The organism is Streptomyces sp. NBC_00358 (assembly GCF_036099295.1).
In the GTDB taxonomy this organism is placed as follows: domain Bacteria; phylum Actinomycetota; class Actinomycetes; order Streptomycetales; family Streptomycetaceae; genus Streptomyces.
Genome location: NZ_CP107976.1, coordinates 5,386,447 through 5,401,735, shown reverse-complemented (window position 1 = coordinate 5,401,735; position 15,289 = coordinate 5,386,447). Strand labels below are relative to the sequence as shown.

Below are 15,289 nucleotides of genomic sequence, written 5' to 3'. Positions count from 1 at the left end.
CCGGGGGCGTGACGCGGGGGCTGGTGGTGTCTGTCCGCCCGCCCCCGCCCCCGCGCCCGGGCGTCAGTCGGTACGGTCGTTGAGCCCCTCGCGCGCGACCCAGTACGGGTAGCCGAAGCGCTCACCGAGGGCGACGAACTCGCCGTAGGTGTCCCCGTCGGCCGGCACCGACACGAAGTAGGCCTTCACCGCGCGCAGGAACAGCCGGTAGCCGAGGTCGGCGCACACCTCGGTGACAACCCGCTCCAGCGCGGGGACCAGGCCGGTCGCCGGAACCCCGTACGGGGTCGTCTCCGAGGCGAGGGCCAAGGGCTTCGCGACCGTGTGGATCACCTCGATCACCGCCCGCCGCAGTTCCTCGTCGACCACTGGCTGTGGCGGTGGAGGGACGAACGCCGGATCGTCCTGGTGCACGCTGGCCAGCCGCGTCTCCTCGATCCGCCGCAGCCAGGTGCGGGCCGTCATGCCGTGCTCGTCCGGGTCGAGGACGCCGTGAGTGGCGGCGAGCCACACCGTGCGGATCGTCTCGTCCGGCAGCGCTGAGCGCAGGAGCCGCTGGATGTCCTGGCCCAGTTGGGCGGCCTTGGTGCGGTCGAACTGGTCGAGCGACGTCTCCGCGAGCATGAGCCACACCGTGACGGGGCCGGGGTCGTCGGCAAGGGACGGGAAGTGCTCCCGGTAGAACTCCTCCAGCACGCGCCATCGCGAGGCGAGCCAGGTCAGGCCGATGTCCGTCACGAAGATGTCTTCGATGAATTCGACCTCGACGAAATCGTCCTCGCTGTCGCTCTCATGCTCGTGTGCCACGGTCACCCCTTCAAATATGGAGGTATAGACGACCCACTTGCCATGAAGGTGCGCACGGTTTCCCTTGCCGATGTACTTCAGCTGGACGATGACCTTTCGCGACGTGGCCGTCAGTTTGTCGACCTGGGTTCCGCTCCTGACCCATGTGCAGCCGATCGGGGCGCCCTTGACGTCGAGGTCTCGCACCACCCACTCGATCGACTTGAGCGCGGTCGGCTTCTCCTTGCCCATTCTCTGCGCCTGCTCCGTCTGCCCTTCAACCACACCGAGCACCTGCTGCAGCTACCGCCGGATCCCCACGCAGGCCACCACCTCAAGGGCTTCCGCCAGGACAGCGAGTCCCAGCACTCCCGCCACGACCAGAGCTACCCCCACATGAGAGTCCCCGCCTACGGGACCGGCGCGGTCCCGCTGATCCACATCGCCTGCGTCTGGCCGAGCAACTCCGCCTCCCGAGCCAAGATCACCCACACGCTCGCCGCCTGAGCCGATGCGCACATATCTCCGCCATCGGATCAACCACCACCCGCTACACTGGCCGCGGTGGCTACGCCCTCACGGCTGCCACCACGACCTGTCGCCAGACAAGCCTGAGCGGTCCGCCGATCCCGGCAGACTTTCAGACACGTCTTCCGACAGATCCCCGCCTTCGTAGCTCAGGGGATAGAGCACCGCTCTCCTAAAGCGGGTGTCGCAGGTTCGAATCCTGCCGGGGGCACCAGGGAAAAGGCCCCGGACCGATCATGGTCCGGGGCCTTTGACATCCACGATTGACATCAACGAGCACGGTCACTGACGACCGGGCCGCTTCCTGAGCAGCCGATCCATGTGGCTCATGGCCTCGCGCTGGGTGTCCTGCACGACGTGCGTGTAGACGTCCATGGTGATGCTGATCTGAGAGTGACCGAGGATCTCCATCACCACTCGGGGCGCGACCCCGGCCGCGGTGAGCAGGGTGGCCGTGCCGTGCCGAGCGTCGTGGAGCCGGACGACGCGGATGCCGGCGGACTCAGCGATGCGGGTGAAGGAGCGGTAGACGTTCCGCGGCTCGACCTGGCGACCGGTGCGGGTGGTGAAGACGTAGCCGGAGCCGGACTCGTGCCACTGCTCCCCCGCCTTGGCGCGTGCGGCGGCCTGCCGCATCCGGTGCCAGCGCAGCGGGGCGATGCACAGCGCGGGCAGCGGAACGACACGGCGCCGACGGCTCTTGGGATCGTCGTCGTAGAGGACACCGCGACGGCGCTGCGTCTGCTGCCGGACGTATAGGACCCGGTTGTCGAGGTCGAGATCCGACCACCGGAGACCGATGATCTCGCCCCGCCGGAGCCCCATGGCGATGGCGAGCACGAAGGCCGCGAAGAGCGGATCTCTGCGGGAGGCGGCGAGGAAATCGAGCGTCTCTTCCAGCGTCCAGGGCTTCAGCTCCCTGTTGTCCGTGCGAGGTGGCTCGACGAGCTTGGCGACGTTGCGCGCGATCAGTTCCTCTCGGCAGGCAGAGGAGAGGGCCGAGCGCAGAACTCGGTGCGATTCCTTGGCAGTTGCGGCGGTGGTGTCCTTCTCCAGTCGGACGAGGAAGCGACGGACGTCGGCGACGCCGAGAGATTCGAGCCGCTTCGCACCGAGCAGCGGCACCAGGTAGAGCCGGACGTGCGTCTCGTACTTGTCGTACGTGCTGAGCTTCCGCCGGGGCTTGATGACGTTGTCCAGCCAGTACGGCAGCCACTCAGAGAGCTTGGCCGACTTGGTCGGCACCGGCACTCCCTGGTCAACCTTGTCGAGCAGCTCGCGGCGCTTCGAGTCGCACTCGGCCCAGGTCTTGCCGTAGGCGAACTTACGGGCCCGCGTGCCGTCCGGCTGGAGTACGTAGACCGCGCACTGAAAGCGGCCGTCCTTGCGCTTGGTGATCGTTCCCGCGCCGTTCGGGTTGCGCTTGCGTTGCTGGGCCATCAGGCGGCCTCCTCGATCTGGCCGAGGACGAAGTCCGTGACGGCGTCGACAGGGATTCGACGCGCCCCGTCGATCTTGATCGAGACGAGGCGGCGCGACCGGATCAGGTCGTAGACCTTGGAGCGCCCGACCTTGAGCCGGGTCATGACCTCCGGCACGGTCAGGAGTTCGGCGGTGGCAGTGGTCATGCTGCGACTCCCTCCTTGGTCAGCTCGTCGCGTAGGGCGTCGCGGGCGGTCTCACGGTTGGTCTGGAGATCGCGCGCGATGGTCGCGGCGAGGGCAGCTTCGCCCGGGGTGTGGCCGTGGCCGGCGTACTGCCAGTCGGTCAGAACAAGGACGGTGTCCGGCTCGCGGTCGTCGAGGCCGAGGACGGATGCCTCCTGTGCCGCGCGGTAGTCGGCGCGTTCCTGGCGGATGGCGCCGAGGGTGGTGGAGTACGTGCGCGACTTGGACGAGAAGTGCCCGCGGAAGCCAAGCATGTGCGCCCAGGCCCAGAGGCGCCGGTCCGGGTACAGGGCGTCCAGGTCACGGCAGGCAGTGATGAGTCGGCGGGTGTGGTCGGGGACGTGGTGGCGTTCGAGTTCGGCGAGTTCACCGATGCGGCGGTCCAGGGTCCCGGTGTTCTCGGCGGCCTTGGTCGCGTACTTGGCCACGTACGAGGCGACCGCCTGTTCCGTGATGTCGGAGCCGTCCCCGAAGGCTTTGACCGGCCGGACGTCGAGCTGTCTTCCCCACCGGAAGGTCCGGGCGGGCTGGTCATCAGCGGCCGGAACCGAGACGGACGTGTACGAGTGCGCGGCGGCGGCACGTACCGCTTCCGTGAGCAGGTCGACCGTGGCCCACGCGGGTGGCGGTGTCCCAGGCCCCTCGGGACCGTCGAGGCGTACGACGGCGTGGAAGTGGAGGGCGCCGCGCTTCTGGAACTCGGCGACCTTGCCGTACGAGACGCGCAGGTGATCGGCGAGTTCGCGGCGGGGCAGTCCGGCGCGAGCGGCGAGTTCGCGACGCAGGCGGGTAGTGAAGCGCTGCCAGAGCTGTCCGGCGTGGTTGTTGAAGAGAACGGCGCCCGCGTAGTCGTAGGTCTCCGGATCGAGGGCGGTGCCCAGCTCCGGGGCGTCGGACGCGTGCCGGGCGCCGCAGCGGCAGGTGCCGCCGTGATCGGGCCGGTTGTGGACCGGGCCGAACGAGGGAGCCGTGAGCGTGGCGAAGACACGCGGGTGATCGCGGACGGTGGCGGGGATGTCCCGGCGATCGTCCCCGGCGAGGCCGGCGCGGATCAGGTGGTAGGTGTCGCCCGCGTACGTCCAGGCGCAGGAGGGGCAGCGGGATGCGCGGCGGTTGCCGCACGCGAGGCGCAGGCGTCCGCCGGGTTCGTTCTCGGTGGAGTAGTGGTGCAGGGTCTCGCCGGTGGTCTTGTCCTTGGTGAGAGTCCAGCCGGTCAGGTGGATCGGGTCGGCGCAGCCGCCGGTGCGGCGGATCTGGTCCTCCCAGCGGGTGTAGTCGGAGGCCGAGGCCACCCGGAAGATGTCTCCGAGGGTGATCGGGTCGAGCGTTGGGGCGAGCGTGGGCACCTTCTGGGTCGCGGGTGAGGCCCGGTGGGCCATGCTGGGGCTTCCTTCCGGTTGCGAGATCGATCGGCGGGGACGGCTCCCGGGCGGCGGATGCTTGGCGGTATCGAGGCCGCCCGGGGGCCGGTCAGCGGCGCTTGGCGTCGGAGGCGAGCAGGGAACGCAGGACGACCGCGCAGACGGCGACCGATGCCCCCGTGATGGCGACCGCCAGGAGCAGCGAGACCAGGACGGCGCCGACGACCAGGACCACGGCCGTTCCACCGCCCACGAGCGCGAGCGCGGTGCCGGGGGTGAGCTGGACGACCGGGCGGGACGGCGCGGGGGCGACGGGGATCGGCGGCGGGACCGGGGCGCCCGGGGTGATGGTGGTCGGCTGGATGACGGCGGGCGGGGTGGTCAGGCCGGTGGGCTGGGGCATGGTCGGGAACTTGGGCCGGAGCATGGGCAGTTCTCCTTCGCAGTGCGCTACTTGACGGCGGTGTCGATGGCGGGGGCGAGGACGCTGTCGGCGAGGAGGTAGCCGCCGAGCAGGAGGACGGCGATGAGCCACCAGGGCGGGCGGATGAGCTTGACGCCGAGGTAGCCGACGGCGACCAGGGCGAGCCAGAGCGGGACCTGCACGGGGTGTCTCCTCAGCGGACGGTGCAGCGGTGGGTGCGGGCGGCGAGCTGGGCGGCGGTCTGGCTGGAGTAGTCGGCGGACCAGCCGCAGCGGTCGGCGGTGCAGACGGCGGCGTGCGTGGTGCGGCCGTTGCGGTCGCGGTGGGTGCCGATCTGCACCGGGCCGATCCGCATCAGGGAGTGGAAGTTGTCGCGTGCGGGCACGTCGGGTCAGTCCGTTCGGGTGGTGGGGTCGGGGTACCGGGAGCGGATGTTCCGGGCGGTGACCGGGTCGTCGACGCGTCGGGCGGCTTCCTCGGCGAGCAGGTGGGCGAGGAAGGAACGTCCGGCCGCAGCCATGTCCCGTGCCGCGTCGAGGTAGTCGGCCGCGGTCAGGTCAGCCGGATCGGAGGTCATCTCTGTTCTCCCTCGCGGTCAGTTGAGGTGGGCGGCGATGGCGTCGGCGAGGTGGGGCGGGACGCCGAGGCGGGAGCGGAGGGTGTCAGGGTCGATCGGGGCGCCGGTACGGGCGCGGTACTCGTCGGCGACCTTGCGAGCGTGGTCGACCAGGACGGCCGGGATCGGCGGAGCAGAGGCCGGGACGAGAGCCGGGGCAGGGCTCGGAGAAGTGGCGATTTCCCCGGCGGGGGCAGCGACCGGAGCAGGCTCGGGCAGGGCTTCCGTGACCGATGCGCGTTCGGTGTCCGGCAACGGTTGTTCGTCCGAGTGCTCGGGGTCCCGCGGCGAGGCGACCGGCGTCGGCAGTGCCATCTGCGGCTCCGGGGCCGCCGAGTGGGCGAGGAGCGTGCCGCCCAGGAAGGCGAGGGCAGGCCATCCGGCGATGCCGAGACGGAGCAGGGCAGGCGGGTCGGCCAGGTCGAGGAATCCGGCGGTGGCGATGTTGGCGCCGAGCGAGGCGAACAGCGCTACGACGAACCAGCACCAGGCCAGCCGGGACGGTCCCTCACTGCGCAGCCTCCGCCAGGCGGCGACAAGGAGCAGGTCGACACTGACCGGGTAGGCCCATGCCTTCCAGCCGTTCTGTCCGGCAGCGGCGGCCAGGTCGTGCAGGTGGGCGAAGGACAGAGCACCGGCGATCACGGCCTGAATCAGGACAGCGTCGACCCGGAGGCCGTGACGGGCGCCCATCAGACGTCGCCCGGATAGGCGGGACCGTCGTCGGGGTCGTAGTCGTCCGGGAACACGCCGGACGGCGGCTCGGGCAGCGAGACGGCGAGGGACAGGCTGACGGCATCCACGAAATCGAGGTCGGCGCCGGCCATGTCGGCGTACAGGGCGAGTTGGCCGAGCAGGAGCACGGTCCGGGCGAAGTCCTCGCAGTTCGGGCACATGGCGGGTCTCCCTTCTTTGGGCATGGCGGGGGTAGGGACTTGGCGCGAAAGCGGTCGCGCCGACCGTGAGGGTGGGGCAGGGATCAGACGGTGATCGAGGACGCCTTGACCAGCGGCACGGGCTCGGCGGCGGTGCTGGGGAGGGCGGGCCGGAACGGGGCCAGCTCGGGCAGGTCCGGGGTCCGGTCGGCGTGCCGGTTGCAGATGTTCACGGCCTGGCGGAGCGAGGTGTGCGGGGCGCGGATGCGATGCCACCCGCCGGAGGAGTCGCCCGCGATGGCGATACCCCGCGTCTCTGCCGGAATCTGGATCGCGGCCAGGACAGCGTCCGGGGAGATGTCGCCGAAGGCCATGTTGGCCGAGGTCTCGTCGTTGACGCGGTGGGCGGTACGGCCGGTGAGCTGGGCGCGGAGCATCGTGATGCCCTTGCCGAGTTCGGAGCCGAGACGCTGCCCGCAGATCTCCAGGTAGATGCCGGCAGCGCGGCCGAGTTGGGCGAGGCGGACCAGGGCGGTGATGATGCGGTCCCGGCGCTTCTCCTCCTCCTTGCTTGCGTACAGGGCGAGTTCGGCGACCTCGTCGACCAGGACCACGACCGGGACTGGGCGCAGGTCGTCGGGCAGGTCCCAGATGTCGGCGGCGATCTCCGCGTCCGGCACGTCGGAGGTGATCCGCTGCTGGGACCGGATGAGCTGATAGACGTGTCCCATCCGGACCACGAGCGCTTCGAGCACTTCCGCGGCGGTGTCGGGATCGTCGGCCAGCGCGGAGAACCGGCGTGCCAGGGGGAACAGTTCGACCCCTTGCTTGCAGTCGATGCCGACGAGGGCGACGTCCATCGGGGCGAGTCCCGCGACCAGGTTGCGTTGGTACACGGACTTGCCGGACTCCGTGGCGCCGAGGGTGAGGGCATGGGGTACGGCCCGGTAGTCGCGGTAGTGCACCGACCCGTCCTCCCGCATGGCGACCGGTACCCGCATCGGCCGGTGGTCGGTCTCGGCCGGCATCTGTACCCGCTTGAGCACGTCGTAGCCGGTCATCCGCACCTCTACGACGCCGGAGCGCAGCTCACGCGAGGTCACGCCGTACATCGAGAACGAGTGCCGGAGCCGGTCCGAGGCGGCGGCGACGTCGAACGCGTCCTGCCCGGGGCGAAGCTTGAGTCTCAGGACCAGGCCGGTACGGGTCGGCCGCAGCCGCAGGATGCGCGGCGGACGCGGCTCCGGCATCGGCCGGTTGGCGGCACGGGCCAGGGCGAGCCGCCAGCGCGAGGGCGGGACGGTGAGCCCGCACGCGTCCATGACCGAGCCGTAGCGGACCAGGACCCGTAACACGGCCAGCGTGACCCCGAAGGTCAACCAGTACCAGGCGGGACGCCGCCACCGCAGGAGACCCACGGCAGCGACGACCAGCACCAGAACGACCATGAAGTCGGCCACGATCAGGCCGCCTTGGACCCTGCGGCAGCACCGACGAGCGAGGTGACCGCGACCGCGCGGAACGCGATCCCGTGCCGCCTCTGGCCGTTGAAGTCGTTCTCCCAGGGCCGGGCGATCAGGCCCGTGAGCGCGACCGGCGTGCCCATGGCCAGCTCACCGGAGATGCCCGGCTCCGGCACGGTGATGGACAGGATCTCCACCTCCTCGTTCGCCGCGAACATCACGTCCACGGTCATCAGCCTCGCCCCGGTCTCCGTGTCGGTGGCGATCTCACCGGTGCGGCGGTCACGCACCTTGACCTGCGGGGACTTGGCGACCATCACGACCGCGCCGGAGGTGTCGACGGGAATCTGACGCACAGAACTCACTCCTCTATAGATGCCGAACTCCGTCACTCATGTATAGGAGTGACATGAAGAAGAGTGCCTCACTCCTATACATGAGTCAACCCGCCACGAAGAGGAACTCGCGGCGGGTTGCGGGATGCTGAGTGGACGTCAGTCCTCGGCGGGGATCCGGTACTCGAAGACGAACTGGTCAGCGGCCATGAGGGTGTCGCACACCTCGACCACGAGACCCGCGGTCGTACGCGCCTCCCGGATCAGGTGAACCACCGGCGCGCCCGGGCTCAGCGCCAGCTCCGAAGCCTCCGCCTTGGAGGCCGGCCGTGCTTGCACCGTCTCGACGAACTCGGCGAACTCATGCCCGTGGTCTTCGAGTCGGGCGTAAATGCCACCGCCGCCGGGATTCTCGGCGAACAGCTCGGGGATGTCCTTCACGACATCCCAGGGCAGGTAGGACGTGGCGGTCTCGACCGGCGTGCCGTTGCGGAAGTAGAGACGCCGACGGGCCAGCACCTGCGTGCCGACGGGGACGCCCAGACGTCCGGCGGCATCCTCGGGCGCCTCCAGGGGGCCGATGTAGAGGACGCTGACCTTGGCGGTGGCACCGGACTGCGCGGACTCCGCGAGGTAGGCCGCCTGTCCTCCCCGCCGCAGCGAGCGCCGGAAGCGGTCGGAGGAACGGTGCCGCACCGGAGGTCGGTCCTTCACGATCGAACCCTTGCCGTGCCGGGTCTCGACCAGCCCACTCGCCCGCACCTCGACCATGGCTTTACGGATCGTCCCGCCGGCGACGCCGTAGCGCTCCACCAGCTCCGATTCACTCGGCACCATGTCACCGGGCTTCAGAACCCCCGCCCGGATCTGCCGCACGATCTCGTCCGCGATCTGTACGTACCGAGGCCCGGAACCGACCCCTCCCGCCGCAGTTCCCATAGTCCTTCCCTGCCTCCTATGCTCCTTTACATGAGTCAATCACAGGAAGCGACACCCTCCCCCCTGCACTCCGTATCCGTAGCCGGAGTAGTGGTGCGCGAGGACGGCCGCCTCCTGGCCATCCGCCGAGCCGACAACGGCACCTGGGAGCTCCCGGGCGGCATCCTCGAACTCGACGAGACCCCGGAAGCCGGCGTCGCCCGCGAGGTCCTGGAGGAGACCGGCATCCACGTCGAGATCGACGAACTCACCGGCGTCTACAAGAACATGACCCGCGGAGTCGTCGCCCTGGTCTTCCGCTGCAAGCCCTCGGGCGGCACCGAACGCACCTCAAGCGAATCCCTGGCGGTCTCGTGGCTCACGACTGACGAGGTCAGCGAACGGATGTCGGAGGCTTTCGCCATCAGACTCCTGGACGCCCTCGACGACAGCGGCCCGCACGTACGCAGCCACGACGGAAAGCACGTCATCCCAGCGGGATAAGACCTTCTCTCCATCATCAAGGCCCGCGCAGGGCGCGGGCGCGCGCCTCCTTGTCGGCGGGGCCGCCGCCCTGTCTTCGCCAGCGGCGGCCCCGCCCGGCGGCGCGCTAGCGAGCTGCGGGCGTGAAGTGGGAGACACCCTCTGTCGCTGGGGCGGTCGGCTCCACGACTTTTAGCGAGCCTCGAAGATCATGGCCCCAACGTCGTTCTGGCCAAAGTCGTTCCGCCGACCTAAGTTCCTATCGAACGATTTCATTCAAGATTTTTTTGATCTCATCTGGGATCTCATCTGGCTGCATCGAAGAGGCGATCTCAATAGCATCCCGCCTCTTATTGAAGCGCAGTCCATAGCGCCTAAATACCGAGTCTAGAATCTCATCGCCCGGAATCATTTCCCGCTTACGCGATTCCCATTCAGACAGAACCTCCGCCTTAGCGCTGATGATGAGATCTTCCACCCCTTCGGATGTTTCTTTAATCTCCTTCAGCGATTCTTCGAGCTGAGCCTTCAAGGAAGATTCGAAGTCCAAGCCGTCTTCACGGCGCAGCACCTTTTCTCGTTTTGGGATAATTGGACGACATGCACGCTTGAGAACCCTTCGCTCCACCGCTGTTTGAAATAGCTCCTGACAAACCTCGTCAAGATCGGATTCGATCTGGTCCGCTGACGGAGTAGCCACACCTTGAGATTTTCCGGCAATGAAACGCGCAAGAGCAGCAGGAGAAATCAGATAATTCTCGAGCTCTCTTCTGCGCAACACTACCAATTCACTAAGATCCTCAACTCTTTTTTGCAGTGACTCGACATCAGCGACGTCTCGCTCATCTCGGTCGATAATGAAAACAGTGCGAACATTTCTCTTCTTGAGGAAGCTCAGCGTCGCCGTCGTCGCATAGTGTGTGAAGTTTCTAGCGCCACCGGTAGTAACGAACCCCAGCGCCGCCTGACCAAAACTGATGCCAAGGGTTGATGCGAAGATGCGCAAAATCTGCTCATCCGAAGGCCCCTCAACAAAAGCCAATCTGTCAAACATGAATAGCGAACTGAGCCGGAGTCCCAGTTCTTCAGGGATAGCAGTTTCCGCATCAATGACATCCATGTGCTGGGCGGAGGTGGATTGATCCTTCCGGATCAAGTAAATATTCCTCAGCGATCCGGCATCCAGGAAATTTGTAGAGTGCGTAGTTAGGAAGATCTGGCAGTCCTCGCTAACCTCTTTGAGGTACTGCATAATTGCAATCTCTAGCGCGGGATGTAGGTGAACTTCGGGCTCCTCAACGAGGAGAACCTCTGGACGCTCAAATTCACGATCCAGGATCAGCCGGAGCGCCTCTCGAATTCCCGAACCATTCAACTGAACAAGGAAATCATCGACGTCCAACTCGGCAGGCAAGCCATCGTTACGCCTCACTGCCGGCGTAGACCGTCGCGCCAACTGAGGATCATCGGCGCTAAACGCATCAATTTGCACACCGAGAAGACCAGATACTACTGATTGGATTGCCCGCAGTACATCGCCCTGCCCGCGACTGGTCTTAAGTTTCAGAATTCGACTGGCTTCAGCCTGGCCAATCGGACTCCTTTGCTCAGAAAGCATGTGGACACTCATCCCGGCAATCTTGCGCAGGAATAAGGTTACGTATTCGGGCACACTCGTCGCGTTGCCCGAAAATGTGGAAATTGGATACTCGAAAGGCGTGGTGTGGATCTTTTCGATCCGAGCATTAAGGAGTTGAAGACGCTCTCGGGAGTTAATGCTAAATTCGGCATAGCTGGATGCGCTGCGAACGTACTTCACAATCATGTCCATAGATTGAGGGTTCGCACTAAGGGTTCTTGAGTTACGTACTGTTTGCGGCATGACGTATCCGCGTTCCCTGGTGCGCTTCCAATCATCTTCATCAAATTCAGAAATTACCCATTCAAGTACTTGACACTCTCCCGTGTGATCATCAACCGATGCAGCTTTTTGGGCAACTTCTATGCCGCTCTTCTCGCTAACTGCCAAGATCACGCCATCGTCGTCGCCGACGGCATCGCCGAACTTGATTTTTGATACGTATCCAATTGACATGGGCGGGGGGAGGAATCTCAAATCTACGGTGACCAGATTACTCAATTCGACGCTGGTGAGAGCGTTACGAACTTGGGGCGTCTCGTCCACAATGGCCTGCCGGATTTCCTCCCTCTCGTCGTTGCTCAGCTTGAGGGTTACCGAAATGTCGATCACAGCTTGGACGTTCTTTTTATGCCAATCATTAGGCTGCTGCATTTCAGGGTCAACGGTGGCAACCTGGCCAGCGGCATCAAAAAAACTGAAGAATCTCTTGATTGCAATAAGGAGATTAGACTTGCCGGAATTATTTTTTCCGATCAACACATTCAGTTGACCGCAAGCTCCCAGTTGGGTGCTCTTGATGCTTCGAAACTCGGAAATTCGCACTGAATCAATACGCATGCTGAAATCCCCTCCCCTTAGGTCCGTGCGCGATCCTAGTTGACTAGTCGATCTAGTGCTACCGGTTCCCGAGAAGTCGTCCCGCCCACACATGATCCAGATATCCCGTGCCAAGTCGGCAGCCCCACCTAGACCACCGGCCCCTGGCGGACGACATCGCTGCGGTCTACCGAAATAAGTACGACGGGCTGTGGAAGAGAACCGTGATGGCACCGCAGCCAGTGACGATTTGAGAGGGGCGGATGCCGTGACGCCGTCCGCCCCTCTCAGAGCCGGTGCTCCTGCATGTGCCACAGTCGTGCCACATAGAGCGGTCAACCACGGTCAATGACAGGCCGCCGCAGTCGACATGTGCTGTAGACGTGGGCTGCCGCTACAGCCGGAGTGACCTGGGCACCACCGCCGCCGACCACAGTCGTCCTTACAACGCAGTGGTCGCGGGCTTCTGGGCAGGTCATGATCTGCCTATGGACGAGTACACCTGGCCAGCACGCCGCCCCGACGTGCCGGGGCAGTCGCCGGAGGAAGTTTGGGCGGCGACGCTTGCAGTTCTCCCTCTGGGGGCTCCGTCGCGGGAGAGGTGATCGGACGTCAGCCCTTCGGCATCTTCATCCGGGTCGACGGAGTTCCGAACGCCGTCGCGCTGGCCGAAATCATTGCCATGCCCGAGGGGATGGGACTGTCCGTTCTCGGGGCACGTATCCACGGTGAGGTCATCGGGCACGCCGGCACAACCACCCGGTGAGAGTCGGCTGCACAGGTCGGGGACGGCGCTTGGGCGATCACGTCTGGGGCCTCCCCGGGGTAAGGGGGCTCGGGTTAGTGTGCAGCGCATGCCCAGCGTTGTTCCGGCCTGTCCTGAGTGCAGCCGACCCATGAAGTCGGGTGGCCTCGTGCTCTCCAAGCGCGAGGACGATGGCCGGCGGACGTGCCGATCACTGTGGGGGTGTGCCAGTCGGCACGTCTGGTGGAGCTGGGCGGATCGGCCGGACGAGCCCTTGGAGATCTGCCCTGTGCCGGAGTTGTTCGGCTGACATCCAGCGCTGACATCAACGACCACGGACAGCCGCACCTTTGGGTGACCGTAGATGACTCTCGTGTGCGCAGCTGGGCCCAGCCGACGCCGAGGTAGACCGAACTTACCCGGCGGTGCTCACCGAGCCCCGGAGCTGGCATGCCAAGTAGGGTCCGGGCATGACCACTTCTCCTGATCACGTCGACAGCAGAGAAGACCTGGCAGCTTTCGTTCGTTCCCTGCATCGCAGCCATGCCGAGGATGGAAGCTCATGGGAGAACGCTGACCTCCCAAGCTTCCTGGAGGCCTTGGCGGCATGGATCGACGACGCGGACGGCTGGTACAGCAACACGGGCCGCGAGTTGCCGGCCAGCGGTGACTGGAGGTTCTTCGCACGAGCTCTGCGAGCGGCGACCATCTACGAGTAGTCCGGGCCGTGTCGAATGCCTGTCAAAGTCGGGTGGCAAGCCGTCGTCGGCGCGGGTGATTGTCCAGGCCAGGGCTCGATTGCGAGCGTACGGGCCAAGCGCCTTCTAAGCGCCGGCTCGTACCTCGGGCGAGTGTCTAACTGCGTGACAACGCCGACGAACATCGGCGGACACCCACGGACCATCGCTACAGCTCATATCCACACCGCCCCAAGGCGGCGCACGCACCCAAGTTGCTTCGGACGAAGAAGTCGCCGTCGCTACTCGCTCTGGTGGACGTCACCAGGCTGCATGGCTGAGCGTGGTGGGGGTGCAGCGAGGGACACGCGCGCCTGGTCGGTTGGCGCGCCCGCCGTCGTGGCTGACTTTCGGTGGCTGAGGTTCAGGCGGTCGCAAAAGGGTTCGCCTCTGCCTCGGTGTGCGACGCGTCTGCACCAGGTCGGTACAGCATGACGGGGAGGGGAGCCCCGGATGGTCTTCGGGCTCCCCTCCCCGTGCAGAAGGGAGGGCCGTCATCGACAGGCGCCGTTGTGCGGACGCTTCTTCAGGTGCCGTGTGGTTCGTTCACCGCCAGCAGGTGACCGCGGCTGATCGCGACGCGGAGGACGTCTCGTAGGGCCCCGGTCAGTTCCTTCGCCAGGCGTTGCTTCTCCTCCGGGTCCGTGTCCTGGTCGTCGAGCGTTTCGGAGGCTCGCTCCAGCAGCTCGGCGGCCGTGCCGAGTTGGACCGCTTCGATGTTGTCCGCTAGGCGGGACATGAAGCCGTCCCGGTCGTCGGTGCTCAGGTAGCAGGGGTTTCCGCCGGGGCCCGACCACGGGAGGAGTCGCAGTTCGTCTTGTGTCGTCATCCTTGCGTCTGCCTCTCGTCGATGACGTGGTGGGTGGTGAAGACCGCGTCGATGCGGTCGCCGGGGAAGGCCAGCAGTGCGGCTTCGACAACGCGCCCGGCGGAGTCGGTCGCGGTGCGTGTGATGGCGAGGACGGGCACGGTGGAGCCGATCCGAAGGGTTGATGCTTCGTCGGGTGTCGGTGGGCGGGCGCATACCGTCTCCCGGACAGCGGCCGGCGCAGGACCAAGTACGGCGAATCTCGTGGCCGCTTCCCCGTACGCGGATTCTTCGCCGAGCACTCCGGCCGGCGCCAAGTCGCGCGGGATGTAGATGCGGGCCAGTCCGTGCGGTGACGCTCCTTCGAGGCTGAGGCACGAGAACTCGGCGAGAGGGCTGCCCGCGGGGACGTTGAGCAAGGTCGTGAGCTGTCCGTGCGCTTGAACCGTGGTGGTGCGAACGGTGACGCGTAGAGCCGCTTGGGCCGCGGTCCACGGGTCCAGGGTTCCCCAGCCGCCGACGTACATGATCTTGCGGAGGGGGAGGCGGACGAAGTTGCCCTTGCCGTGGATCTTCTCGACGAGTCCCTCCACCTGGAGCACGGAGAGAGCTCTCCGTAGCGTCACCGTGCTGACCTTGTACCGGTCTGCCAAGTCGGCTTCGGACCGTAGGCGTTCGCCGGGCTGGATGCGGCCGGTCGCGATCTGGCGGCGGAGGTCGTCCGCGATGGTGTGGTGACGAGAGGGCACGGACACGGTCACCGCCTTCTCAGCGACCGCACGGCGACGAGCCGGGTGCGCGCGTGGATGGTCAGCAGCTCGCCCGACTCGAAGACCAGTTGCTTGGCCCCCTGGGAGAGTTGGAAGAGGTCTCTCACCCGGCAGGCACGGCCGCCGAGTTGGATGACGTCGCCGCGCTGCACGGTGGTCGCGGTGACTTCGATGCTGGCGACCAGCGCGCCGCCGGGGGCCCATGCGTTCATCGCTCCACCTCCGCGGTGGGGAATCGGTCGGCTGCCGGGTGGCACGGGCAGTCGCACGCTTCGTAGATCACGGGAAGGTCGACTGGGGCCGAAGCCGGGGAGG

20 protein-coding genes and 1 tRNA gene are annotated in these 15,289 nt (G+C 66.3%); 4 read left to right on the top strand and 17 right to left on the bottom strand.

What is annotated here, in order from left to right:
* Positions 1 to 63: 63 nt before the first annotated feature.
* Positions 64 to 1,071 carry a hypothetical protein gene (locus tag OHT01_RS23015; RefSeq protein WP_328555013.1) on the bottom strand — a complete coding sequence of 336 codons (1,008 nt, stop codon included), beginning with the start codon at positions 1,069 to 1,071 and terminating at the stop codon, positions 64 to 66.
* Positions 1,072 to 1,452: 381 nt separating this feature from the next.
* Between OHT01_RS23015 and OHT01_RS23010 the strand changes: the two genes are divergently transcribed.
* Positions 1,453 to 1,528 (top strand) — tRNA-Arg (locus tag OHT01_RS23010).
* 68 nt (positions 1,529 to 1,596) lie between these two features.
* On the opposite strand, the gene OHT01_RS23005 is transcribed toward OHT01_RS23010, so the two are convergent.
* From OHT01_RS23005 to OHT01_RS22950, 12 genes are all read right to left on the bottom strand, one after another.
* The gene (locus tag OHT01_RS23005) at positions 1,597 to 2,754 is read right to left on the bottom strand and encodes a tyrosine-type recombinase/integrase (protein ID WP_328555012.1); all 1,158 of its coding nucleotides are present in this window, start codon (positions 2,752 to 2,754) and stop codon (positions 1,597 to 1,599) included.
* A complete protein-coding gene (locus OHT01_RS23000) occupies positions 2,754 to 2,942 on the bottom strand; it encodes a helix-turn-helix domain-containing protein (protein WP_266614465.1) in 189 nt (62 codons plus the stop codon). Before OHT01_RS23000 ends, OHT01_RS23005 begins: the two co-directional genes overlap by 1 nt.
* On the bottom strand, positions 2,939 to 4,360 hold the full coding sequence (repSA, locus tag OHT01_RS22995; protein WP_328555011.1) for a replication initiator protein RepSA: 1,422 nt from the start codon (positions 4,358 to 4,360) through the stop codon (positions 2,939 to 2,941). Before repSA ends, OHT01_RS23000 begins: the two co-directional genes overlap by 4 nt.
* 91 nt (positions 4,361 to 4,451) lie before the next feature.
* Positions 4,452 to 4,769, bottom strand: a complete 318-nt coding sequence (locus tag OHT01_RS22990) for a SpdD-like protein (protein WP_328555010.1) — start codon at positions 4,767 to 4,769, stop codon at positions 4,452 to 4,454.
* Positions 4,770 to 4,792: 23 nt separating this feature from the next.
* Positions 4,793 to 4,948 (bottom strand): hypothetical protein, encoded by a 156-nt coding sequence (locus tag OHT01_RS22985; RefSeq protein ID WP_328555009.1) that lies wholly within the window; start codon positions 4,946 to 4,948, stop codon positions 4,793 to 4,795.
* 11 nt (positions 4,949 to 4,959) lie between these two features.
* A complete protein-coding gene (locus tag OHT01_RS22980; RefSeq protein WP_326785254.1) occupies positions 4,960 to 5,151 on the bottom strand; it encodes a mobile element transfer protein in 192 nt (63 codons plus the stop codon).
* 6 nt (positions 5,152 to 5,157) lie between these two features.
* Positions 5,158 to 5,343 carry a hypothetical protein gene (locus OHT01_RS22975; RefSeq protein ID WP_328555008.1) on the bottom strand — a complete coding sequence of 62 codons (186 nt, stop codon included), beginning with the start codon at positions 5,341 to 5,343 and terminating at the stop codon, positions 5,158 to 5,160.
* Between the two features lie 18 nt (positions 5,344 to 5,361).
* A complete protein-coding gene (locus tag OHT01_RS22970; protein WP_328555007.1) occupies positions 5,362 to 6,075 on the bottom strand; it encodes a DUF2637 domain-containing protein in 714 nt (237 codons plus the stop codon).
* On the bottom strand, positions 6,075 to 6,278 hold the full coding sequence (locus OHT01_RS22965; RefSeq protein ID WP_328555006.1) for a hypothetical protein: 204 nt from the start codon (positions 6,276 to 6,278) through the stop codon (positions 6,075 to 6,077). Before OHT01_RS22965 ends, OHT01_RS22970 begins: the two co-directional genes overlap by 1 nt.
* 83 nt (positions 6,279 to 6,361) lie before the next feature.
* Positions 6,362 to 7,705, bottom strand: coding sequence for an FtsK/SpoIIIE domain-containing protein (locus tag OHT01_RS22960; protein ID WP_328558225.1), 1,344 nt, complete (start codon positions 7,703 to 7,705; stop codon positions 6,362 to 6,364).
* A 14-nt stretch (positions 7,706 to 7,719) separates the two neighbouring features.
* The gene (locus tag OHT01_RS22955) at positions 7,720 to 8,076 is read right to left on the bottom strand and encodes an SCO3933 family regulatory protein (RefSeq protein ID WP_266614483.1); all 357 of its coding nucleotides are present in this window, start codon (positions 8,074 to 8,076) and stop codon (positions 7,720 to 7,722) included.
* 138 nt (positions 8,077 to 8,214) lie between these two features.
* Positions 8,215 to 8,994 carry a GntR family transcriptional regulator gene (locus OHT01_RS22950; protein ID WP_328555005.1) on the bottom strand — a complete coding sequence of 260 codons (780 nt, stop codon included), beginning with the start codon at positions 8,992 to 8,994 and terminating at the stop codon, positions 8,215 to 8,217.
* 18 nt (positions 8,995 to 9,012) lie between these two features.
* On the opposite strand from OHT01_RS22950, the gene OHT01_RS22945 reads away from it, so the two are divergent.
* Complete coding sequence (locus OHT01_RS22945; RefSeq protein WP_328555004.1) at positions 9,013 to 9,477, top strand: NUDIX hydrolase; 465 nt, start codon at positions 9,013 to 9,015, stop codon at positions 9,475 to 9,477.
* Between the two features lie 238 nt (positions 9,478 to 9,715).
* Here OHT01_RS22945 and OHT01_RS22940 read toward each other — a convergent pair whose 3' ends face one another.
* On the bottom strand, positions 9,716 to 11,935 hold the full coding sequence (locus OHT01_RS22940; RefSeq protein ID WP_328555003.1) for an AAA family ATPase: 2,220 nt from the start codon (positions 11,933 to 11,935) through the stop codon (positions 9,716 to 9,718).
* Between the two features lie 580 nt (positions 11,936 to 12,515).
* Between OHT01_RS22940 and OHT01_RS22935 the strand changes: the two genes are divergently transcribed.
* Positions 12,516 to 12,680 carry a hypothetical protein gene (locus tag OHT01_RS22935; protein ID WP_328555002.1) on the top strand — a complete coding sequence of 55 codons (165 nt, stop codon included), beginning with the start codon at positions 12,516 to 12,518 and terminating at the stop codon, positions 12,678 to 12,680.
* A 449-nt stretch (positions 12,681 to 13,129) separates the two neighbouring features.
* On the top strand, positions 13,130 to 13,378 hold the full coding sequence (locus tag OHT01_RS22930) for a DUF7660 family protein (RefSeq protein WP_328555001.1): 249 nt from the start codon (positions 13,130 to 13,132) through the stop codon (positions 13,376 to 13,378).
* Between the two features lie 544 nt (positions 13,379 to 13,922).
* Here OHT01_RS22930 and OHT01_RS22925 read toward each other — a convergent pair.
* From OHT01_RS22925 to OHT01_RS22915, 3 genes are read right to left on the bottom strand one after another with little or no spacing between them, the layout of a single operon-like run.
* Positions 13,923 to 14,225, bottom strand: a complete 303-nt coding sequence (locus tag OHT01_RS22925; RefSeq protein ID WP_328555000.1) for a hypothetical protein — start codon at positions 14,223 to 14,225, stop codon at positions 13,923 to 13,925.
* Entirely contained in the window at positions 14,222 to 14,965 is a 744-nt protein-coding gene (locus OHT01_RS22920; protein ID WP_328554999.1) for a GntR family transcriptional regulator, read from the bottom strand. The genes OHT01_RS22925 and OHT01_RS22920 overlap by 4 nt, the downstream gene beginning before the upstream one ends.
* Positions 14,962 to 15,186, bottom strand: coding sequence for a hypothetical protein (locus tag OHT01_RS22915; RefSeq protein ID WP_328554998.1), 225 nt, complete (start codon positions 15,184 to 15,186; stop codon positions 14,962 to 14,964). The genes OHT01_RS22920 and OHT01_RS22915 overlap by 4 nt, the downstream gene beginning before the upstream one ends.
* Between the last annotated feature and the right edge of the window lie 103 nt (positions 15,187 to 15,289).